Raw genomic sequence first — 23,664 nt, 5'->3', positions numbered from 1 at the left:
ATTAACGAAATTATTCAGGTAAAATGAGAAAAACGAAAGCAAAAAAACGTACACTCTTACCAGATCCCAAGTTTAACGATCAGTTAGTAACTCGTTTCGTTAACAACTTAATGACAGATGGTAAAAAGAGTATCGCTTTTAAAATTTTTTACGATGCTTTAGAAATCGTAGAAGCTAAAAAAGAAGACCCAGAAAAATCATCTTTAGATATTTGGAAAGATGCTTTAGAAAATGTAATGCCTCACGTTGAGGTTCGTAGCCGAAGAGTTGGTGGTGCAAACTTCCAAATTCCTATGCCTATACGACCAGATAGAAAAATTTCTATGGCAATGAAATGGTTGATCAAATATTCTAGAGATAGAAATGAGAAAGCTATGTCACAAAAGTTAGCTGCCGAAATTTTAGCTGCTGCTAAAGAAGAAGGAGCTGCAGTTAAAAAGAAAACAGATACTCACCGCATGGCGGAAGCAAATAAAGCATTTTCTCATTTCAGATTCTAACAGAAATTTACTATGTCAAGAGATTTAAATTATACACGTAATATTGGTATCGCTGCCCACATTGATGCCGGGAAGACTACCACCACAGAACGTATTTTATTTTATACCGGAGTAAACCATAAAATAGGAGAAGTTCATGATGGAGCTTCTACAATGGACTGGATGGCTCAGGAAGCTGAAAGAGGTATTACAATTACTTCTGCAGCAACAACATGTAATTGGAATTTTCCAGTAGCAGATGATGGTAAAAAATTACCGGAAACTAAACCTTATCATTTTAACATTATAGATACCCCGGGACACGTAGATTTTACCGTAGAGGTTAACCGATCTTTGCGGGTATTGGATGGTTTAGTATTTTTATTTAGTGCCGTTGATGGTGTGGAACCTCAATCGGAAACTAACTGGAGATTAGCAGATAACTATAGAGTTCCAAGAATGGGATTCGTTAATAAAATGGACCGTCAGGGAGCAGATTTTTTAAATGTTTGTCGTCAGGTAAAAGAGATGTTAGGGTCCAACGCGGTTCCTATTGTTTTACCCATCGGTTCTGAAGAAGATTTTAAAGGAGTTGTAGACCTTGTTAAAAACAGAGCTATTATATGGCATGATGATAACTTCGGTTCTACATTTGATATTGTAGACATTCCTGCAGAAATGGAGGAAGAAGTTATGCAATACCGACAAATTTTAATTGAAGCCGTAGCGGAATATGACGAAAATTTAATGGAAAAATTTTTCGATGATCCAAATTCCATTACGGAAGAAGAAGTTCACACAGCTCTTCGTAAAGCAACTATAGATATAAGTATTATCCCTATGGTTTGTGGTTCTTCTTTCAAAAATAAAGGAGTTCAATTCATGCTTGATGCTGTTTGTAGATATCTTCCTTCTCCTCTAGATAAAGAAGCTATTGAAGGAACAGACCCTAGAACAGATGAACCTATTGCTAGAAAGCCAGATTCTAAAGAACCTTTTGCTGCTTTAGCTTTTAAAATTGCGACAGATCCGTTTGTAGGACGTTTAGCATTTTTTAGAGCCTATTCCGGGCACTTAGATGCAGGTTCTTATGTATTAAACACTCGTTCCGGTGATAAGGAAAGAATTTCTCGTATTTACCAAATGCATGCCAATAAACAAAATCCTGTTGAATATATTGAAGCGGGTGATATTGGTGCTGCGGTTGGATTTAAAGATATTAAAACCGGGGATACTCTATGTGATGAAAAAGCTCCGATTGTTTTGGAAAGCATGATATTCCCTGATCCTGTAATTGGGATAGCAATAGAACCTAAAACCAAAGCCGATGTTGACAAATTAGGTATGGCTTTAGGAAAATTAGCAGAAGAAGATCCTACTTTTCAAGTGAAAACAGATGAAGCATCCGGACAAACTATTATTTCCGGTATGGGGGAACTTCATTTAGATATTATTATAGACCGTTTAAAAAGAGAATTTAAAGTTGAAGTAAACCAAGGACAACCTCAGGTTGAATATAAAGAAGCTTTAACTGGCGATGCAGATCATAGAGAAGTTTACAAAAAGCAAACCGGTGGTCGTGGTAAATTTGCAGATATTGTCTTCTCTATCAGTCCTGCGGAGGAAGGTAAATCCGGTCTGGAATTTGTAAATGAAATTAAAGGTGGTAATATTCCAAGAGAATTTATCCCTTCTGTAGAAAAAGGATTTAAAGAATCCATGAAGAATGGACCTTTAGCAGGTTATGAGATTGATGGTATGAAAATCACTCTTAAGGATGGTTCTTTCCACCCGGTAGACTCTGATCAATTATCATTTGAACTAGCGGCTAAACTAGGATTTAAAGAAGCGGCAAGAAAAGCTAAACCTGTAATTATGGAACCTATTATGAAGCTGGAGGCTTTAACTCCGGAAGAATATATGGGTGATATTGTAGGCGATTTAAATCGTAGAAGAGCTACCGTTACTGGTATGGACGATAGAAATAATGCGAAAGTAATTAAAGCTTTTGTTCCATTATCAGAGATGTTTGGATATGTAACTTCTTTACGTACGTTATCTTCAGGGCGAGCCACCTCCACTATGGAATTTGACCATTATGAAGCTGCTCCTCAAAACATAGCCGAAGAAGTAATTGCAAAGTCTAAAGGTGCAACCGTTTAAAATAAAAAAACAATGAGTCAAAAAATACGAATAAAACTTAAATCTTACGATTATAATTTAGTTGATAAATCAGCTGAAAAAATCGTAAAAACCGTAAAGGCTACCGGTGCTGTTGTTAATGGACCTATTCCATTGCCTACACATAAACGAATCTTTACTGTTTTACGTTCTCCACACGTAAATAAAAAATCTCGTGAGCAATTTCAATTAAATTCTCATAAAAGATTAATGGATATTTACAGTTCTTCTTCAAAAACAGTAGATGCTCTAATGAAGTTAGAACTTCCTAGTGGTGTGGAAGTAGAAATTAAAGTATAAAAAGTACATATTATATTTACTTTATTTTCATAAAAAAACCTTCTGAATATATTCAGAAGGTTTTTTTATGAAACAATTTATTTTTTAACTTAAATTTAATTTTATATCTTCTTATTATTTATAAAAGATTTGAGTTTTTCTGTTAATTTAGGGACTACTTCAAATAAATCTCCTACTACCCCATAATCTGCAGATTTAAAGAAAGGAGCTTCCGGATCATTATTTATAACAAGTATGGTTTTACTTCCGTTTACACCAGCTAAATGTTGTATGGCACCAGATATTCCTATTGCTATATAGAGTTTAGGTGCTATATTTTTTCCTGTTTGCCCAACATGTTCTGAATGAGGTCTCCATCCCATATCTGAAACCGGTTTGGTACAAGCTTCAGCAGCATTTAAAACTTGAGCAAGATCTTCTATAATTCCCCAATTTTCCGGTCCTTTCATTCCTCTTCCACCGCTAACTACAATTTTAGCTTCTTTTAAATCTATTTTACTATCAGATTCTTCTATACTTTCTACCTTATATGGAGAATCATCCGGTATCGTAATCAAGGGATTTATCTCTCTACCTGATACGGGATTTTCTTTAACACCCGTTGAGTTTAATGCTACAGTAATTATCAAAAAAGGGTTTGAGGTTTCTACTACTGCAATACCTTTCCCTGAAAAAATATTTCTTTTCACTTTAAATGGTGAAAAAGATAAAGGTTGAGATACTACATTCGTTATATAAACAGCTTCTTTTTCTTTTACTAAAAAAGGTGCTATCGATGTACTTTCATCAGAATGTGAAAATATAATATAATTTCCTTCTATTAATTGAGAAATTAATGACGCATATACTTTCGGATCAAAGTTTTTTAAAGCTTCATTTTTTATATTATAAACGTTATCTGCACCATATTTGTATAGAATTTCGGGGGAATCTTCTGCATTAAAGGTAATAGCTATTACACTGTCTCCTTGAGCATCTGCTATATTTTTAGCGTAAGAAACTATTTCTATTGATGAATTTTTATATTTACCATTTAAATTTTCTATATATGCATAAATCATTTTTAATTGTGTTTAAATTAATAAATCATTTTAAATCTTTTAGATTACTTTAGCCTGCTCATGTAATAATTGAATTAAATCATCTAAATTTTCTTTATCTACAAGAACTACATGAGATCTGGATTTAGGCTTCTCATATTCATCAATCTTGAGTTTTAAATCTGAAAATTTAGCTTCTACCACATTTAATGATTTGTTTTTTGCCGCCATAATTCCTCTTATATTAGGAATTTTTAATTGGTTTTCTTCTACCAAACCTTTTTGACCTGCCAACACAACGGGTAAATCTAATGAAATTAATTCTACACCATTTTCTAACTCGCGAGTCACTTTTATGGTTTTATTTTCTATTTCTAATCCTATAACTCCATTTACAAATGGTAAATCTAACTCAGCAGCAACCAGCCCGGGTACCATACCCCCATTATAATCTAAAGATTCTTTTCCTAATAGTATTATATCATAATCTCCCTGTTTTACTATTTCGGCTATTTCTTTAGCCACATTTTGACTATCTATGGGTTCTATATTTACTCGTATTGCATTTTGGGCTCCTATAGCCAAGGCTTTTCGCATTACCGGTTCTACAGATAGATCTCCTACAATAACAATAGTGACTTCTGCATTTTGTTTTTCCTGTAGATATATAGCTTTACTTAAACAATATTCATCTTGTGGATTAATTACATATTGAATGCCATTTTTATCAAATTTTTTTTTATCCTGAGTGAAATTTATTTTTGATGTAGTATCAGGAACACAACTTATAGCTACTAATATTTTCATTTTTTGTTTTTTCCAGTCTAATGTAATAAAATTATTATGTATTCATCTTAAAATTTTTAATCTATTTTTATATTTTATAGAATTAAAGCCCGATTAAAACAAAAAAATCCTATTTTCAGTGTATAGGATTTTTTTTAGATAACATTTATGGATTCAGACAATTTCTGAGGAAAGACCTTTTCTTAATAATGCATTATTTAAAGGAATTAATTTTTCTAATGAACCTGTTTTTACTTCACATTTCCCTTTATAATGAACTAAAAAAGTACATTGTTGTGCTTGTTCCAATGTATGTTCACAAATTTCAATTAAACACTCTATGACAAAATCGAAGGTATTTACTTCATCATTATGCAATATTATTACATGTGAAGAATCTTCAGATATTAATGTATCATATTCTTCACTCTCTTTCCAATTAGGATAGTTATTGTTACAAATCATGATTTAATAATATTGATATCCAGTTATTTTTTCCCCATTTTTGTTCAAATTTCAGACCATATTTACTTGATTCTACGATTATATCTTCATAATCGTGGTTATAAATTCCACTTACCAATAATTTCCCTTGAGGTTTCAAATATTTACTATAAGTTTTAATATCTTGCAATAAAATATTTTTATTTATGTTTGCTAGTATTACATCGAACATGGTTTCTTCCTTTAATATATTTGTATCTCCTAATCTTACTGTTATCTCTACCAAATTTTTCTGTGCATTTTCAATAGAATTTTCATAAGACCATTCATCAATATCTATAGCTTCTACATATCCAGCTCCTTTCATTTTAGCAAAAATTGCCAGAACCCCTGTTCCACATCCCATATCTAATACTGATTTTCCTTGAAAATCCATTGATAACATAGCATGAAGCATATTATAGGTTGTTTCGTGATGTCCTGTACCAAAAGACATTTTTGGTTGTATAAGTATTTGATAAGGAATAGTATCTTTCTTGGGATGAAAATTAGCATGTAAATATATCTTATTTTCTATGTTTATAGGTGAAAAGTTTTTTTCCCATTCTTCGTTCCAATTAATATCAGGAACATTTTTTCTCTTATATATTATTTGTACATCTGAAGATGACAATATAGGTAACTTTTTCACTTGTTCTTCATTATCTTGATCGGTTTTTACATAGGTTAAAAAACCATCTTCCGTATCAATAAAACTTTCAAAAGGTAATTCTGCTAAATAAGCTATTAGTATATCTTTCCAGGGATCTAAAGGTTTAACAATAAATTGATATTCTGTATATTTCATTATAAATTTATAAATAATAAAATTGCAGCAAATATATAATTAATTTATCATAATCAACAGGCAGCAAAAGTACTTAATACGAAAATTACTTATATAAATCCTAATACAGTAACATATATAATTAAACTTTCTCCTCGCTCACTTCTAAAAAAACGTTCTACACCTGTTTCTATAGAATATTCATTATTCTCTATATAAGGTAATATTAAATCTCTATCTTCTTTGCTTAGATATCCTATATCATACCTATTTTCATTTAATACCCATATGTTATTTTTTTCCTTTGATAATTCTAATATTACTTCATCATAACTACTCATTTCCATTAATAACATTTGGCGGTTTCTACTTGTCCGTTTTGCTTTTTCATCGGTTCCTAAAACTGTTAATTCAAATTCCTTAACTATCTCTTTCTTTTTGTTATCTACCGATATGTTTTTTTCAGGTAAACTTGTAAATTTTACTTCTTTTGTTATTTTTTTCTTTTTCCTTAAAATAAAAAAAAGAATGAGTAAAAATAAAAATGCCGATACTCCAATAAAAATCTCAATCATACTATTACATAAATATTATATAAATATATAAATTAAATTATATAATTGTGAATTATATAAAAATAATAATTATAAATAGAATTTTAAACATATTAATTAAACATTTATTTCAAATAAGTTTATAGGATGCGTATCTTTACAAAAAATTTAACCTTTAAAAATGCATATTGCTATTACCGGAAATATTGGAGCAGGTAAGACTACTTTAACCAAATTATTAGCTAAATATTATAAATGGACTCCTCAATATGAGGATGCCCGAGATAATCCTTATTTGGATGATTTTTATTATGATATGGCAAAATGGTCTTTTAATCTTCAAATCTATTTTTTAAGTTCTCGATTTAAGCAAATTCAAGAAATTAGAGAAAGTAAAAAAAATATTATTCAAGACCGGACTATTTATGAAGATGTTTATATTTTTGCTGCTAATCTTCATGAAATGGGTTTAATGCAAACTCGCGATTACAAAAACTATCTGAATTTATTTAACTTAATGAAAGATTTTATTCAGCCTCCTGATTTACTTATTTATTTACGGGCTACTATCCCTACTTTAGTTAACCAAATACAAAAAAGAGGTAGAGAGTATGAATCTTCTATAAGCATCGATTACCTTAATCGCTTAAATGAAAAATATGAAACATGGATTAGTAATTATAAAGAAGGCAATTTATTAATTATTGATGTAGATCATACAAATTTTGTTGACAATCAAGAGGATTTAGGAAATATTATTAATCAAGTAGAGGCTAATATACACGGTTTATTTTAAAAAATTATCTATTTTTTCTAAATCACTATTTTTTTATTTTAAACTATTTTAATAAATAGTAAAATAATTTAAACCATTCTTATTTTTTATAAAACTAATTTGATAGAAAGTGAAACATTGTATCAATTATAGTTTTGTATCTACATATAAATACTATATTACTGAATATCAATATTATAAATTATCATATAGAATTAAATCTAATATAGCCTAGTCTTATTCAATTTAAAAGCATATTTCATAGATTTTTAAAATAATAATAAAAAAATTAAATTATTTTTTTTATTATTATTTATTTATATGATAAAAGTCATTATATTTACATGATATTCCTACTAATCCTATAGGAATAACAATCAAATTAATAATTAGCAAACAATGAAATTAAAACTAAACCTGGCTATAGGAGTATTAATTGTCTTATTAACCGATATATACTTATATGCACAACCTAATAAAGAAATTCTTGTTAAAGGTAAAGTAGTAGATGAAAAGGGGATTATATTACCAGAAATAAAAATATCTGTTGAAAATACAAAAGAATATACATATACAGATGAAAATGGAGAATATACATTAAAACTATCTCCGGGAAATTACACAATTACTGCAGAACCCTTAGATGAGGATAAAATTTCTAAAAAAATTATTCTTATAGATGAAGACATTAAAAATCTTGATTTTAAAATTAATTCTCGGCAAATTGAAGATGTGGTCATAACAGGCACTCGTTTTACTTCTCGTACTTTACTAGACTCTCCTACTCCTGTAGATATTATTGATATAAAAAAAGTAGCAGGTAATGGCGCTCAAGTTAGTATTAATCAAATTTTAAATTATGTTGCACCTTCATTTACTTCTACACCTCAATCCTTAGGTGGCAGTACAGATATGACTGATCCGGCATCTTTACGCGGATTGGGTCCAGATCAAGTTTTAGTTTTAGTTAATGGAAAAAGACGTTATAATTCTGCAACTATTAATGTAAACGGGACTTTTGGAAAAGGAACTGTAGGAACAGATATGAATGCAATTCCGGTTTCCTCCATCGATAGAATAGAAATACTTAGAGATGCTGCTGCAGCACAATATGGTAGTGATGCTGTTGCTGGTGTAATTAACATTATTCTTAAAAATACAGTAAATAAATTTAGTGCAAGTATTACAGGAGGCGAATATTTAAGTAAAAATATTGCTCAAGATAAAACTTCTCATGATGGTGAAAATGTACAAGTAAACTTAAACTATGGCATACCATTAGGAAAACAAGGAGGTTTTATTAATTTTTCTACAACATTTGATAAAAGAAACTCAACCGATCGTGGAGGAATTTATAATGGTACTATATATAAAGATTTTTCTAGTGGTATAGGTATTGATAAGACAGATGATTTTTTAGCTGCTACTCATACAACAAGAAGAGATTATAGTTTAAAAATAGGACAATCTAAACTATTAAGTGGACAAATAGCTTATAATGCTATACTCCCGGTAAATCCCATCACAGAATTATATTCTTTTGGTATTTTTGGTTATAGGAATAGCATAGCATCACAATTTTATAGATATCCTAATTCTGCCAATAATGTAAATGAAATTTACCCTTTAGGATTTCTTCCTCAAGCAGAAGCCAGCATTTATGACCGATCTGTTGTAGTAGGAATTAAAAGTAAAATATCAGATTGGAAAATTGATATAAGTAATACCTATGGACAAAATGTATTTAACAATAAAACAAAAAATACGGTCAATGCTTCTTTAGGATCCGATTCACCTACTTCTTTTCAGGGAGGAAAACTAAAATTTATGCAAAATGTTTTTAATATGGATGCTTCACGTGAATTAGACTGGCTCTCAGGTGTTAACATTGCCTTTGGAGGAGAATACAGATATGAAAGATATCAAATCATTGCCGGAGAGGAAGCGTCTTATGCCAACTATGGGCTAGGCAAATCAATCACCAATAAGGATGGAAGCATATCAATCATTCCTGATATTAATGGAAATATCCCGATAAAGTTTGCTCCCGATGGTAAAACTCCAATAGCAGGAGGAGCTCAAGGAAATGCCGGTTTTTCTCCTGAAAATGCAACAGATTCACATAGAAATTCATTAGCTGGGTATGCAGACTTAGAAATTAATTTTTCATCTTCTTTCCTTATAAATGCAGCTGCCAGATATGAATATTATAATGATTTTGGAAATACTGTAAACGGAAAAATAGCTTTCCGTTATAAAATTCTTCCTAATTTAACATTCCGTGGGTCAGGAAATACGGGGTTTAGGGCACCTTCCTTACAACAAAGATACTATTCTAATACCAGTACTTTATATCTTAATGGTAATATGTATGAAGTTGGAACTTTCACTAATGACAGTAAAATTGCCGGATTGTTAGGAATTCCTAATTTAAAAGCTGAAAAATCTAAAAGTATAAGTGCCGGATTAACCAGCAAATTAGGTCCATTACATATTAGTCTGGATGGATATTTCACTCGCGTAAATGACAGAATTGTATATACAGATTTATTTGGGGGAGATCCTAACGGATCTACGGTTGATCAAGAAATCTATAAAATTCTACAACAAGCTGGGGCTCAAAAAGCTCGATTTTTCGCTAATGCTATTAATACAGAAACTAAAGGTTTAGATGCTGTAATTTCTTACCAAACTAGTTTAGGAAAAGGAAAATTATTTATTGACCTTGCTGGGACTATTTCATATACTCAACAAGTGGGAAATATACATACATCGGAATTATTAAAAGGAAAAGAAAAAATTTATTTTAGTGATGCTAGTAAAATATATATAGAAAATGCTATACCAAATCAAAAATTTAATTTATCATTAACTTATGATATTAGTAAATGGTCATTCTTTGTTAGAAATAATTATTTTGGTGGAGTAACAGAGCCTACATATGTTGAATATCAACAATTTTATAATCCCCGATGGATTACGGATACTTCTATTAGTTACAAGGTTCTTAAATTCTTTAAAATAACTGTCGGAGCTAATAATTTATTTAATATCTATCCGGAGAAAGTAGCTATAGCTTCAAATAGTAACAATGGACAATTTGTATATTCCAGATATGTCAGCCAATTCGGATTTAACGGACGTTATTTATTTAGTAAAGTAAATTTTGATTTTTAGTAAATTTACAATATAAATGAAACCTATATTACTTTTTATAATCATGATTATCAGTACCTCTCAAATATTAGGACAAAATTCTGAAGCTTTGGAACCAGAAGATTTTTTCAATAAAATGACCAATCCTGACATAGTTATTTTAGATGTAAGAACTCCGGAAGAATTCAATTTGGGACATATTGAAAATGCAATATTAATAGATTATAGAAGTGAAAATTTTCTAAGCCAATTAAAAAAACTAGATCAATCTAAAACCTATCTTATTTATTGTAGATCTGGGGCAAGAAGTATTTCTACATTAGAAATCCTTAAAAGTTTAGGATATAAAAATTTATATGAATTGAATGGTGGGATAACTCAATGGATACGTAAAGGATATTCGTTTGTGGGAGAAAAAGAAGATATGATTTCTGCGAAAGAATATCAAAAAATACTTTTGTCTTTTCCTATTATTCTTATTGAATTTTATACACCTTGGTGTAGTTCTTGTAACCAAATGGATTTCGAACTAAATGAATTAGAAAAAAATTACAAAGAGAAAATCCAGATAGTTAAAATTAATGCAGATGAAAACAGAAATCTTGTGCAATCTTTCACCAAAAGAGAATTTCCTATTTTAATTGCTTATAAAAATCAGAAAATAGAATGGGAAAAATCCGGTTATATAAAAAAACAAAAACTTATAGAATATATTGAAAACCTTATAAGATAAAATTTATGAAAAAATACGCTATATGGGGAATAGTTTTTATGCTATTTTTGTCTGTACGCTTTCTACATGCTTGTACTACTGCTGTAGTCTCGGGAAAAGCTACTCCAGACGGAAGACCTATTTTATATAAAAACAGAGATACCCAAACTCTTCACAGTCGACTTATTTATTCTACCCAAGGTAAATACTCATTTATTGGAATGGTTAACCCTATGGATATAGAGGAAAAAAGCGTTTTAAACGGACATAATAGCGCCGGATTTGCTATTATAAATTCTGATAGTTATAATATAAACTATCCTGCTCTAAAAGACGAAGAAAGACAAGATGGGGAAATTATGAGACTGGCTTTAGAAACTTGTGCTACTCTTGAAGATTTTGAAAACTTACTTAATCATTTGTCAAAACCTTTACGATTAAGCTCTAATTTTGGTGTAATTGACGCCAAAGGTGGAGCGGCTTATTATGAAACGAATAATACCGGATTTACTAAATTTGATGCTAATGACCCCATAATAGCTCCTTTTGGTTATATAATACGCACAAATTATTCATTTTCTGGATTGATTAATGAGGGTAAAGGATATAGCCGATATATGCAAGCTCAAGAATTATTATACAATGCTTCTTTAAATAATAATTTAACGCCCAGATTTTTTTTACAGGATGTTTCCAAATGCCTTGTTCATGGGCTAACCAAAGTAAATTTAAACCAATATAAAGAAAAATTTGCCGCTTTTCGTGATTTTATACCCCGTTATTTTACAGCTTCTGCAGTTGTATTTCAAGGAGTAAAAACCAATGAATCTCCTTCATTAACTACGGCTTGGACTATATTGGGAAGTACTTTAGGTTCTGTAACTATTCCATTATGGTTAAATAATAAGCATATTCTTCCTAAAATTCTCATAGCAGACAAACAACAAAAAACTTTAATGGACGAATGGGCCAGTTGTATTAAGAAAAAACTTTTCCCTATTGAAAGAGGAGAAGGTAATGACTATATAAATGTAGAAGAATTACTTAAAATTTTGCCTAAGATTTATGTTACAGAAAACAATATATTCAAGAAATCTGAAAAATATCTTAATTTATGGAGAAAAAATGGAAGATTAAATGAAAAAGAAATAACTGATTTTTATCAATGGATCGATGATTATGTTCCCCAATTATATTTAGAATAACCCTACTATAAATTAAAGAATTTAGTTTATAGAAATATGGGGATTATTTATTTTTCCATTGTAAAAAAATTTGTCTGCTATGCAAATTTTTTTTTCAAGTAAACAAAATATACCTCCGTTTTTATCAGTAATTGATAATTTTTTATCCCAGACTATTTCTCCATTTTTTCTTATTCCACTTTTTATATTGTCTATTTCTTCTTTTGAAAAAACAAAGGAAGCATAGGCATTTTCTTTGGCTGGCCTAATATAATGTATGCTAGAATATTTGTCCCATATTATATAACTATCTCCTAAAATTTTAATTAACTGCATCATGTATATAGGATCAGTTGCTGAAAACAAACTACCCCCGAATATGGAATCTGCATAATTTTTATTTTTATAAGAAAGAGGAATTTCTATGTTAATTGTATCTAAATTTTTAGATACATATTTAATTTTACCTGTAGAACGTCTATACATAGGCGATATGCTTAAAAAATATTTATAAACTGCTGCGGGAGTAAAAATTTTATAAAGAATTTTAGCTATTTTTTTATACATCTTATCAAATATTTAGCTTTTTAAATATATGATTTTAATAACAACAATAAATAAAATTTTTATTTAAGCTTTTCTTAATTTTTAAAATAAGTCTTTCCTACCTTAGGTGATGTGGAAATAGTATTTTGTTTAAGTGCTTTAAAGGTTAAAACATTTTTATCAAAAACATTTAAAATTTGGAAATAATTATTATGATCATAAAAAAACTTAATATTATAATTTAGATATGTATATAATATAAATTCATCTATTTCATATTTTTCAAGTCCTAATCCTATAAAATATTGATCTCCAAAATATTCTCTTATATTTCTTATTATTTTTATTTGATTTTCATAGGCTTGCAATCTCTCTCGTTTTTTACCATCTCCTGTAAGCATATCAATAATACTTTCAATACTAATTTTCATATTTGATAACTTAGCTGCTTCTGTATCTACATCTGTACTACCATCTAATTTTTTATACGGAGTCAAATCGCCCAATTTCGCTAATATTTCATTAGTTTTATTCATCATAGGTATCCTCTTTACATCAAGTTCAATACTACCATAAGTTTTAAAGGGCGTAACATATATTTCAGGTATTTCCTTTTCTTTTACATTTAAATGTATGAATATTGCCTGGTTTTTATCCATTAGAGGAGTGACAATAAGTGTACGATTTTCAATATTATAAGATTGAAATATAATTTCGTCTCCTTGACGTGCCGGCAAGCTAAAGTTACCTACTATATCGGTAATTGTTGTATAATGGGTTGTCTGATTTTTTACATAAATTCCAGATATAGACTCTTGAGAATCATTAATATATACCTTCCCTTCCAGAATTTTTCTTTCTTGAGAAGATAATAAAAAACACAAATTACATAATATACAACAATAAATAAGTTTCATTAATAATACATTTCTATAAACAAAAATACATTAAAATATGATTGATAGTTAGATTATTCATTTAATATTCTTTTAAATGATTGATAAAATATATTACTTTTATTTACCTGTTAAAAAATTTTTAAAATTGGTCTTGAATATTTGTTGTAAAGGAATAAATTTAAACCCAAAGTTTGATATAAAAAATATGCAAAGGACTATAGAAGGTTTTAGAATAAGATTACATAAATTATTAGTAAAATCAGGCACTGTATAAGCAATTAATACACTAACAACACCGGTAAGAAGAATAGGAATAAATATTTTTGTAAAAGGCTGTATTCCAAATTTTTTATAATTAAAGATTACTTTAACTATATTAAAAATAGTAAGGGAGATAGCTGTTGCCAAAGATACACCCTCTATCCCTAAATGAAAATGAACAATAAAAATCCAATTTGATATTATGGTTAATACCGCTAGTAAAAGCATTGCATATATATTAAATCTGTAGTATTTTGAATAATTAATAATTTGGCTGTTAAATCCGGTTGCTAAATCAAAAAGGGTTGCAAATCCTAAAATATATACCACAGATTTAGCGTTTATCAAATCTTGCCCATTTTTCATTAAGTGAAATAGATAATCCATCCCTGAAAATATACAGGACAATAATATTGTACCAAAAAGAAATAAAAATCTTGAAATTTTTTGATAAAATTCTCTCAATTCTTCCCATTTGTGGGTTTCAAGTTTTTCTACAATAATAGGTCCTGAGATAGCAAATACCCCTAATAACGGAACTGATAAGAAGCCTACAATTGATATAAGTATTGAATATACTCCATTTTGTTTATAATCTATCAATTCTGCTATCATTATATTATCAATTTTAAGAGCTAACTGATTTCCTAAATTCCCTAAGACTGCAAAAAGACAAAAGTAAAATAATTCTGATTTGAATTCTTTATCTTTTAAAATACTTAAAGTGCCACTTTTTTTATCTTTATTTAAGTGAAAAAAATAGTATATAATTCCAATCAAACCAAAAGCAAAAAAAAGAATAAAAATATATAATGAAATTTTATGAGAGATTCCTAAATATACACAGAAAATAAAAGTAATTAACGAACCTAATTTTGGAAAAAAATTTTCAAATATTCCAGTGATAGCCACTCTTTTAAAATTAGATATATATCTGGCAAATAATTGAGTCAAAGCTAAAATAAGTACTGTAGGCATTATATAATACCGCATTTTCCAATAATTAGTATCTCTTATTAATGGGATAGTGTATGCTAAAATTAGATAAATAAGTAAAATGAAAATAAAATTGCAAAATATAAATTTCACAGAAAATTCTAAAAAATCAATTTGTTGATTTTGAGCTTTAAATTTTTGATGAAACCTTATGTTTGCAAAACTTAATCCAAAAACTACAAAAGGATATATTAATTCAGCAGCTGGTTGTATAAATCGTAACTGTCCTAAAAATTGAGTATTTGTGGGATATATAAAAATAGTTGAAAAAGTACCCAATAAAAAACTAAGATAACTTATAATACTGTATTTAATTCCTTGCCTTGCTACTATTCCCATACTTTGTTTTTAATAGCTTCAAATTGAATTAGGCAAAAATATAAAATTATTAATATACATTTCTTTATTTTTAATATTAGTAATTTCCTGATGAATTAGCGTATCTTGCTTTAATTTTATTAAATCGAACGTTTCCCTATCTAAATAATACGGTGTATAATTTAAATTTATTATAGGTTGTATAATATTCCAAAGTTTATCTTTATGGTGCCTTTCTTCTACTTCTATCAATAATATAGGCCTAAATTTTCTTATTGTATTCGCTCCTCCTTTAATTACATTAATTTCTGCGCCTTCTACATCTATTTTTATTAATGAAATTTTGGATATTTGTTTTTCTGCAACAAACCAATCCAACGTATTGGCCTGCACATCATATATTTTATTAGAGGTTTCATCTTCTTCTATATAATCTATCTTCAAAGTACCTCTGCCTGTAGACTCTCTATTTCCCACCATCGGAACTTTAAATTTTAAAATTCCTTGCGTATCTGTTAAAGCGATATTATAAACATTTATATTGGGAAATAAATACTTGATTCTTTTATATAAAGCTGGTTGAGGCTCAAAACCGTAAATATTTTTATCAGTAATAAATTTTTCTGCAAAGTATAGATATGATCCCATATTTACCCCTACATCTAAAAAAATACTATCTTGTTGTAGATATTTTGTAAGAAGTAAAAATTCAAATTCTACATTTCTTTTTCTGATATTATATTGATTTAAATTATTCAACTTTTTAAAAAACCTTTTTTTATATAGAGCCGGCCAATATTTATAAGCCCACTTTATAGCTGTATTTCTAAAACTATTCATGCTATTTTAACATTTTTTATCAGGTTGAGAAATTTTTTTTGCGAATTTTCTTTAGTAAATATTTCTATTTTATCAGATAACTCTTGATGATAGTATATGTACTTTTCATATGTAAGGGTTTCCAAAATAGTACAAAGATTATTTTTATTCTTATAATACAAACATGTCCAGTTTTGAATCTTGTAATAATCAGGAAATATTCCTATTTTCCCATAATAAATACAATCACCTTCATTACCACTAGCTTTAGTCTTTCCGTATATTTCCGGTTGTAAATAAAATTGAGTTTCTTTTAGTATCGGGCATAAGACAAAATGAGCCTCTTTCATTTGCTTTATAAAATCATCTTGAGGTATTCTTTGTGTATAATATTCTATTTTTACATTCGGCTGAAGTAAAGATTTTTTTAATTTTTCCAATTTTTGGATCATTCTATGCCCTTCCGGTTTACCTAAAAATATAAATCTAAGTTTTTCTTGAGGTTTAATTTTCAAAATTAGATCAAATATCAAAGGATAGTTTCTCCGATTACAAGAAACATTACCCGGAATAACAATCCGAATTTCATATGTATTTTTTAAAAGTGAAAAAAAAGAATTATAATGGAGTGGGATTACAAAATTATGTATTCCTTCTCCTTTATTATTAAATGCTACATTTGTATTCAAATAGCCATATCCCCAAGCCTTATTTATAATTTCTTTAGTCTGATATATTTTTTCTCTAAATATAATTTTTAAATAATAATAAATTAGATTTATATTTTTCACTTTTCTTAAATATTTCCATTGAGGGGCTATGGAATGAAAATAAAAGTTACTGTTATGAACAAGAAGTAAAACATTTCCATGATTAAAAATAGAAGTAAATTTATCAAAATTACGATGTAAAGTATTGAAAATAACCACATCATAAGACCTAAATTCATGAATATTTTCTGATATATTATCTATTTTAATAATTTGTTTTTTATTTAATGGTATTTCTGAAATATGCTGGGCTATAGCAGGGGTAATAAAGAATTTATAATCTAATTCTTTCACATCTTTCAACAATTCCTCCCACAGGTATATTAAATGAGAATGAGTTTCAAATTCCAGAATAGCTAATCTCATAATTTTAATTTTTTCAACATTTCATTCCATCTGTATTTTCGTATATACGAAATTTCTTTTTGAGATATTTTACGAAGTTCTTTATTCTTTTCCATAGTAAGAAAAGTTGAGAATGATGTATAAAAATTTTTTAAAGAATGATCTTTCCATGAAGCTTTCGCACAGGAAATAAAAGCAAGTTTTTTATCTAAACCTATATTATAAAAATACCTTCCTCTTTTTTCTGCTTTTGTATCATTATAAACATAAGCAGTCGGTTTTAATAACTTTACCCAAATTGTTTGTATAACTTTGACTTCCCACCCATACATACGACTTAACAACACATCTAAATTATCCCAACCTAAAGTTTCCCTTAATCCACCAATATCGTTAAAACATTCCTTACGATAGGTTTTTATAGCTCCTCTTATATGATTTTTATTAGCTACATTTTCATGTATCCAATTTCCATTTTTTTCAATGTATACTAATCCTCCAACCATTCCTATCTTTGGATTTTTTTGTAATTCCGAGATCATAGTTTCATAATAATTCGCAGGTAATATTATATCTGAATCTAATTTAGCTATTACGTCAAAATCTTTCCAATTTTTAGATTTTAATCCTTCATAAAAAGTCTTGACAACTTTTGCGCCTGGATTATGTTCTGATTTGTGAGTAAGGTTTACAAACGTAAAATTTGTTTTGTTTTTACAAAAAGATTCTATAATGGATAAAGAATTATCTGTAGATGCATCATTCACAATTACCCATTCTATATCTTTATAAGTTTGGGCTGCAAAAGAAATTAAGCATTCCTCTAAATGCTGTTCTTCATTATATACGGGGATAATTACTAAAAGTCTCAATAAATTTAATTATTTTTTCAAAAAAATATAGATTAATTTTAAATTATGGTTTCTTTAGATACTTTTCCAATACATCGGCAATTTTACGATCATTAGATAAACGTGGAAGTTTATTTTGTCCTCCCAACTTTCCTATTTCCTTCATATAATCATTAAATCCATTTTTTCGTACTACAGATATTTTTAAGGGTCTCAAAATACCTCCTGAAATTAAATCATCATAATAAGTATTTCTTTTTCTTAAAGCTTGATCTAATTCTAAAGAAAAAGCATGAATATTATCAGGTATCCTTTCAAATTCAATAAACCATTCATGATAAGGCAACCCTTGAGAGGGATTAACTTCTGGAGCCAATGTAAACTCTTGAATTAGTATATGATTTTTTTCTGATATTTCTTTTAATGCTCCTTCAACTTCATAAGAAATTACATGTTCTCCAAAGGCAGAAGTATAATGTTGAGTTCTTCCTGAAACAATAATTTTAAAAGGTTTTTTATTGACAAATCTTACTGTATCTCCTATCTGATAAGACCATAATCCGGCATTTGTAGTTAAAACTATTGAATAGTCTTTATTTAATTCAATTTCTTCTATAGTTAAGCGTTTCGGTTGTTTTTTATGAATTTCTTCCATAGGTATAAATTCATAAAAAATTCCATGATTAAGCATAAGCAATAATTCATTAGTATCTACATCATCTTGAAAAGCAATAAAACCTTCTGAAGCAGGATAAGTCTGTACAATATCAATTTTACGTCCTATAAGTTCTTCCATTTTTTCTTCATAGGGTTTATAATTAACCCCTCCTGTTACCAATAATTGCAGGTTTGGAAATGTTTGTATTATATTCTTTCCGGATTTTTCAATTAATTTTTCATAATACATTACTAACCATGGAGGTATGCCACTTATTAACGTCATATTCTGATGGATAGTTTCATCTATAATACAATCTATTTTAGCCTCCCAATCTTCCATGCAATTGGTTTTCCAAGAAGGTAATCTATTACTTTGAAGATATTTAGGCACAAAATGAGCTGAAATCCCAGATAATCTTCCTATTTTAATTCCATGAATATCATCCAATTTAGGGCTTCCCTGCAAAAAAATCATTTTTCCATTTACGAAATCAGAATTTTTTCTTTTATTAATATAGTGAAATAAAGCACTTTTAGCACCCTCTATATGAAAAGGCATGGAATCCTTTGTTATAGGAATATATTTAATACCTGAGGTAGTACCGGAAGTTTTTGCTAAATACAAGGGCTTTCCCGGCCACAATACGTCTTTTTCCCCTTCTTTTATTTTTTCAATGTATATTTTTAACTTTTCATAATCAAAAACCGGTACTTGTTCCTGATAGTCTTTAATTGTCCGTATCTGTGAAAAATTATATTCTTTGCCAAACTGTGTATTTTCCGCCGTTTTAATCAGTTTTTGAAACCATATATTTTGAATTTCAATTGGCCTATTTTTCCATTTCTCTTGTTGTTTACAATGATTAAAAGCCCACCATAATGCTATCCTTTTTTTAATAAATCCCATTTTTACTAATCCGGTTTGTTGTGAACAAATATCGGAATTTAATTTAATGTTTTTTTATCTGCTTGGAATTTTATATTATTAATTATTCTTTTTAGATTCTACATATTTCTACTTACTTAAAAATAATATTATTAGTATATTCGCAAATTATAATTTAGGGCAAAATGAAATTAAATTACAATAAACTAAACAATCTGACAGGCTGGTTTGTATTTCTTATAGCTGCAATAACTTACTTAGCTACTATAGAACCTAATTTTAGTTTTTGGGACTGTGGTGAATACATTTCATCTGCAGTTAAATTAGAAGTCACCCATTCCCCCGGTGCAGTATTTTTTCAGATACTAGGGGCTGTATGGGCTCTTTTTGCCTTAGGTGACGGAACTAAATATTCGTTGGTTATTAATGCTATGTCTGCCATAATGAGTGCTTTTACTATTTTATTTTTATTTTGGACCATTACACATTTTGCCAGAAAGACCTTATTTACACGCACTGAACCAAAAGAATATACTAATTATCAAAAAATTATTATTCTCTTAAGTGGGGCTGTAGGAGCTTTAACCTTTACATTTACCGACACTTTTTGGTTTTCTGCAGTTGAAGGAGAAGTTTATGCTGCAGCTTCCTGTTTCACAGCTTTATTATTATGGTTGATATGTAAATGGGAAAATGATTTTGATAATTCCCGATCTAATAGATGGCTCGTGTTAATTTCTTTAATTATAGGATTATCTGTAGGAGTACATTTGATGGTAATCTTAGTAATTCCAACTTTAGGCTATATTTATTATACCAAAAAATATAAATTTACCTGGAAAAATTTTATAATTGCCAGCTTAATAATCGGAGGAATCTTTTTATTGGTTTTCAAAATTATTTTTCCTCTTACCATGACCTTTTTTGGCAAATCTGAAATATTTTTTGTGAATGATCTGCAAATGCCTTTTAACAGCGGGTCTATATTTGCATTTATTGTAATTGTTGCAATATTTTATTTTTCATTGAAATATACTATTAAAAAAGGATATACTATTGCTAATACTGTTTTACTTTCCATACTTTTCATGCTAATAGGATTTTCTAGCTGGATAGTTTTACCCATAAGAGCCAATGCAAATCCACCAATAAACTTAAACGATCCTGATAATGCTATAGGTATGTTAGATTACTATAATCGTGCACAATATGGAGACTGGCCAGTATTTTACGGTCCCAATTATACCGCCTATCTTGATAACAACGGAATATTATATGATGATAACGGAAGTGCTATCATGGTAGATAATGGTCCTATTTATGAAAAAGATGAAAAAACCGGAAGATATATTGTTACAGGAAGAAGACAAAATTATAAATTCAACCCAGCCCAAATTAGTATTTTACCACGGATGTTTAAACCCAGTGATGATATTATGCAAAATTATGGTTTAATGGAAGGGTTCCCTGATTTTGATGCAGATCCTGATTATGTGAAAAATGCAGCAAATGGGCACATTGAAGAATATCTACGCCAAAATAACCTAATTAATCTCCCTCAGGAGCAATTAGAACCTTTATATCAGCAACTTTATGATAAAATAGCGCCTGAGGTTAGTAAATATCAGGAGAAAACTTTAGATTCTCTTAGATATGCTAAAAATAATGGTACCATAAATATTTCTTCTTATAAAAAATTTAAAGACCTTATGGTCATAAAAAAACCTACATTATGGCAAAATTTTAATTTTATGATGACTTACCAAATGGGGTATATGTTTATAAGATACTTCCTTTGGAATTTTTCAGGAAAACAAAATGATATTCAGGGAAATTATGAAAACACGAAAGGAAACTGGATTACCGGTTTTAAATTTTGGGATAATGCTCGCTTAGGGAATCAGGAACAACTACCTGCAGCATATAAAAATAAAGGCACCAATGTATATTACTGTCTTCCATTGTTATTAGGTCTCATCGGATTTTTCTTTCAGCTAAATCGAGATACGGGAAGAAATTTTGCTCTTATTGTTTTATTTTTACTTACAGGAGCCGGTATAATTTTATATACGAGCGTAAGTCCATTTGAGCCAAGAGAAAGAGATTATGCTTTGGTTACTTCTTTTTATACTTTTGCTATCTGGATAGGTTTAGGGGTAACCGCAATAATGTATTTACTTACTGAACTAAAACTTGAGAAAGCAAGTATCATTACCGGTTTTGCTACTTTAGCTATTCCTGTTTTAGTAGGATTTCAAAACTGGGATGATCATGACCGTAGCAGGAGATACACAGCTTACGACTTTTCAAAAAGTTATTTACAAGATTTAGATAAAAATAATCCTATTCTCTTTGTATTCGGAGATAATGATACATATCCGCTATGGGCCTTACAGGAAACAGAAGAATTTAGATCTGATGCTAAAGTTGTTAATTTTACTTTACTGGGAACTGCTTGGTATATTGATCAGGTTTTAAGAAAAACTTATAAAGCCCCAGGGCTTCCTTCATCTTTATCTCATGAAGAATATAGAGATGGGGTAAATGATCAGGTCATTTTAATGTACCCAAATTTATGGAAACAACTTTTTGCAAGTTGGGGAGATCATGTACCTGCTGATTATATCCAATTAAAAAAATTTGCTACTCAGGATAGTATTTCTGCTAAAGAAGCTATACAATTTCTTAAAGATAAAAATGTACAAAATTTATTGAGAGATTTTTATTATTCTCCTGAGAAAAAAGATATGGTAAAAAACATAGGTTTTTTACCTGTTAAGAAAATATATATACCGGTAAATAAACAAAATGCTTTAAAATATGGGATTGTAAAACCTGAAGATGCTAATCTTATTGTTAACAACCTTACTATAGAAATCAAACAGGGAGCTTTAAACAAAGATGGCTTGGCTATGATTAATTTATTTTCAAATTATAATTGGGATCGATCTATATATTTTAGTTCAGGAGGTACATATTCATCTGCAAATTTAATGTATACAGATAATTATTTGGAATTTCAGGGATTAGTATCCAAACTGGTACCAATTTACACTCCTGAAAATGAAACCGGAGAACAAGGAAGAATTAATCCTAATACTTTATATCACTTAGTTATGAATTACAAATTTGGTAACTTAAAAGATCCTAAGGCTTATTTTGATGAAACTTGTAGAAGTAATATTTTAAATTATAGAATGGCTTGTGGTAGAGCTGCTATTGCTCTAGCAAAAGCAGGCGATAAAAAAAGAGCCTATGATGTATTACAACTGATTAACAAAGAAATCCCTTTGAATTTATATCCGGGAACCCCTTCATTCAATACTATCATCAGTGCATATTTTTATATAGGTAAAGAAACAGAAGGTTTAAAATTAGCTGAAATATATAAAGATCAGGTACTAAATGAGCTAAACTACTATTTATCTCTATCCTCCGATGATCACTTTACTAAGCTTTTGAAAAACTTTGCTTACATAATTGCAAATTTATTTAAAACACATAAAAACCAGGCACTTTCTCCTTTCTCCGATGATCCATTCCAAAATAAACAAACTTTTGTTACCGATGACATGGCTAAACTTTCGCAATACTATGCTTACATAACTGCAAATATAGTTAATACTTATATAGATTTAGATCAAAAGGACAAAGCTATAGCTTATATTACCGAATCATTTAAACCTTTTGATAAACGTTTAAAATCAGTCGAAATGTTAGGGGAAAATATAGCAAAAGAACATAGTGCTTCTATAGAAAATCTTATGTATTCTTACGGGCAGATGTTACAAATTTTATATCCTCTAGATTCTGTTTATGGACAGGAAAAAGCTGAAGAAATTTCATCAATTATGATGAAATTAAAATAATTTATAA

General features: G+C 29.0%; 20 protein-coding genes. 8 read left to right on the top strand and 12 right to left on the bottom strand.

All coding sequences use genetic code 11. The features are described 5' to 3' along the window. Nucleotides 1–23 precede the first annotated feature (23 nt). From rpsG to rpsJ, 3 genes are read left to right on the top strand one after another with little or no spacing between them, the layout of a single operon-like run. On the top strand, nucleotides 24–500 hold the full coding sequence (rpsG, locus tag C4S77_RS12725) for a 30S ribosomal protein S7 (RefSeq protein ID WP_105193916.1): 477 nt from the start codon (nucleotides 24–26) through the stop codon (nucleotides 498–500). 12 nt (nucleotides 501–512) lie between these two features. Continuing rightward, nucleotides 513–2,642: an elongation factor G gene (gene fusA, locus C4S77_RS12720; RefSeq protein WP_105247877.1), complete on the top strand. Its 2,130-nt coding sequence runs from the start codon at nucleotides 513–515 to the stop codon at nucleotides 2,640–2,642. A 12-nt stretch (nucleotides 2,643–2,654) separates the two neighbouring features. Next, the gene (rpsJ, locus tag C4S77_RS12715) at nucleotides 2,655–2,960 is read left to right on the top strand and encodes a 30S ribosomal protein S10 (RefSeq protein ID WP_055425679.1); all 306 of its coding nucleotides are present in this window, start codon (nucleotides 2,655–2,657) and stop codon (nucleotides 2,958–2,960) included. A gap of 101 nt (nucleotides 2,961–3,061) precedes the next feature. On the opposite strand, the gene C4S77_RS12710 is transcribed toward rpsJ, so the two are convergent. The 5 genes from C4S77_RS12710 to C4S77_RS12690 all read right to left on the bottom strand — a co-directional run bounded on the left by C4S77_RS12710 (nucleotide 3,062) and on the right by C4S77_RS12690 (nucleotide 6,631). Then, nucleotides 3,062–4,021 (bottom strand): electron transfer flavoprotein subunit alpha/FixB family protein, encoded by a 960-nt coding sequence (locus C4S77_RS12710; RefSeq protein ID WP_105247876.1) that lies wholly within the window; start codon nucleotides 4,019–4,021, stop codon nucleotides 3,062–3,064. Nucleotides 4,022–4,060: 39 nt separating this feature from the next. Next, complete coding sequence (locus C4S77_RS12705) at nucleotides 4,061–4,807, bottom strand: electron transfer flavoprotein subunit beta/FixA family protein (RefSeq protein WP_105247875.1); 747 nt, start codon at nucleotides 4,805–4,807, stop codon at nucleotides 4,061–4,063. A gap of 153 nt (nucleotides 4,808–4,960) precedes the next feature. Beyond that, on the bottom strand, nucleotides 4,961–5,251 hold the full coding sequence (locus C4S77_RS12700; protein WP_105193912.1) for an ATP-dependent Clp protease adaptor ClpS: 291 nt from the start codon (nucleotides 5,249–5,251) through the stop codon (nucleotides 4,961–4,963). Then, complete coding sequence (gene prmA, locus C4S77_RS12695) at nucleotides 5,241–6,077, bottom strand: 50S ribosomal protein L11 methyltransferase (RefSeq protein ID WP_260210096.1); 837 nt, start codon at nucleotides 6,075–6,077, stop codon at nucleotides 5,241–5,243. Before prmA ends, C4S77_RS12700 begins: the two co-directional genes overlap by 11 nt. An 89-nt stretch (nucleotides 6,078–6,166) precedes the next feature. Beyond that, complete coding sequence (locus tag C4S77_RS12690) at nucleotides 6,167–6,631, bottom strand: hypothetical protein (RefSeq protein WP_105247873.1); 465 nt, start codon at nucleotides 6,629–6,631, stop codon at nucleotides 6,167–6,169. A 160-nt stretch (nucleotides 6,632–6,791) separates the two neighbouring features. On the opposite strand from C4S77_RS12690, the gene C4S77_RS12685 reads away from it, so the two are divergent. The 4 genes from C4S77_RS12685 (at nucleotide 6,792) to C4S77_RS12670 (ending at nucleotide 12,458) form a co-directional block, all read left to right on the top strand. Next, nucleotides 6,792–7,406, top strand: coding sequence for a deoxynucleoside kinase (locus C4S77_RS12685; RefSeq protein WP_105193909.1), 615 nt, complete (start codon nucleotides 6,792–6,794; stop codon nucleotides 7,404–7,406). A gap of 378 nt (nucleotides 7,407–7,784) precedes the next feature. Continuing rightward, complete coding sequence (locus C4S77_RS12680) at nucleotides 7,785–10,562, top strand: TonB-dependent receptor (RefSeq protein WP_105247872.1); 2,778 nt, start codon at nucleotides 7,785–7,787, stop codon at nucleotides 10,560–10,562. A gap of 16 nt (nucleotides 10,563–10,578) precedes the next feature. Next, complete coding sequence (locus C4S77_RS12675; protein ID WP_105247871.1) at nucleotides 10,579–11,274, top strand: rhodanese-like domain-containing protein; 696 nt, start codon at nucleotides 10,579–10,581, stop codon at nucleotides 11,272–11,274. A gap of 5 nt (nucleotides 11,275–11,279) precedes the next feature. Next, on the top strand, nucleotides 11,280–12,458 hold the full coding sequence (locus tag C4S77_RS12670) for a carcinine hydrolase/isopenicillin-N N-acyltransferase family protein (protein WP_105247870.1): 1,179 nt from the start codon (nucleotides 11,280–11,282) through the stop codon (nucleotides 12,456–12,458). A gap of 21 nt (nucleotides 12,459–12,479) precedes the next feature. Here C4S77_RS12670 and C4S77_RS12665 read toward each other — a convergent pair whose 3' ends face one another. The 7 genes from C4S77_RS12665 to C4S77_RS12635 all read right to left on the bottom strand — a co-directional run bounded on the left by C4S77_RS12665 (nucleotide 12,480) and on the right by C4S77_RS12635 (nucleotide 19,809). Continuing rightward, a complete protein-coding gene (locus C4S77_RS12665; RefSeq protein ID WP_105247869.1) occupies nucleotides 12,480–13,004 on the bottom strand; it encodes a DUF4442 domain-containing protein in 525 nt (174 codons plus the stop codon). Between the two features lie 74 nt (nucleotides 13,005–13,078). Next, nucleotides 13,079–13,900 carry a hypothetical protein gene (locus tag C4S77_RS12660; RefSeq protein ID WP_105247868.1) on the bottom strand — a complete coding sequence of 274 codons (822 nt, stop codon included), beginning with the start codon at nucleotides 13,898–13,900 and terminating at the stop codon, nucleotides 13,079–13,081. 99 nt (nucleotides 13,901–13,999) lie between these two features. Continuing rightward, nucleotides 14,000–15,478: a lipopolysaccharide biosynthesis protein gene (locus C4S77_RS12655; protein ID WP_105247867.1), complete on the bottom strand. Its 1,479-nt coding sequence runs from the start codon at nucleotides 15,476–15,478 to the stop codon at nucleotides 14,000–14,002. A gap of 18 nt (nucleotides 15,479–15,496) precedes the next feature. Then, nucleotides 15,497–16,297, bottom strand: coding sequence for an FkbM family methyltransferase (locus tag C4S77_RS12650; RefSeq protein ID WP_105247866.1), 801 nt, complete (start codon nucleotides 16,295–16,297; stop codon nucleotides 15,497–15,499). Further along, on the bottom strand, nucleotides 16,294–17,412 hold the full coding sequence (locus tag C4S77_RS12645) for a hypothetical protein (RefSeq protein WP_105247865.1): 1,119 nt from the start codon (nucleotides 17,410–17,412) through the stop codon (nucleotides 16,294–16,296). The genes C4S77_RS12650 and C4S77_RS12645 overlap by 4 nt, the downstream gene beginning before the upstream one ends. Then, nucleotides 17,409–18,263, bottom strand: a complete 855-nt coding sequence (locus C4S77_RS12640) for a glycosyltransferase family 2 protein (RefSeq protein WP_105247864.1) — start codon at nucleotides 18,261–18,263, stop codon at nucleotides 17,409–17,411. The genes C4S77_RS12645 and C4S77_RS12640 overlap by 4 nt, the downstream gene beginning before the upstream one ends. A gap of 43 nt (nucleotides 18,264–18,306) precedes the next feature. After that, nucleotides 18,307–19,809: a GH3 auxin-responsive promoter family protein gene (locus C4S77_RS12635; protein WP_105247863.1), complete on the bottom strand. Its 1,503-nt coding sequence runs from the start codon at nucleotides 19,807–19,809 to the stop codon at nucleotides 18,307–18,309. A gap of 164 nt (nucleotides 19,810–19,973) precedes the next feature. Here C4S77_RS12635 and C4S77_RS12630 point away from each other — a divergent pair, with 164 nt between their 5' ends. After that, nucleotides 19,974–23,657: a glycosyltransferase family 117 protein gene (locus C4S77_RS12630; RefSeq protein ID WP_105247862.1), complete on the top strand. Its 3,684-nt coding sequence runs from the start codon at nucleotides 19,974–19,976 to the stop codon at nucleotides 23,655–23,657. Nucleotides 23,658–23,664 lie beyond the last annotated feature (7 nt).

Origin of the sequence: Apibacter adventoris (genome assembly GCF_002964975.1) — a bacterium.
GTDB classification, from domain to species: Bacteria; Bacteroidota; Bacteroidia; order Flavobacteriales; family Weeksellaceae; genus Apibacter; species Apibacter adventoris.
The sequence above is the reverse complement of the archived record's forward strand: the minus strand, read 5'-3'. Positions and strand labels throughout refer to the sequence as shown.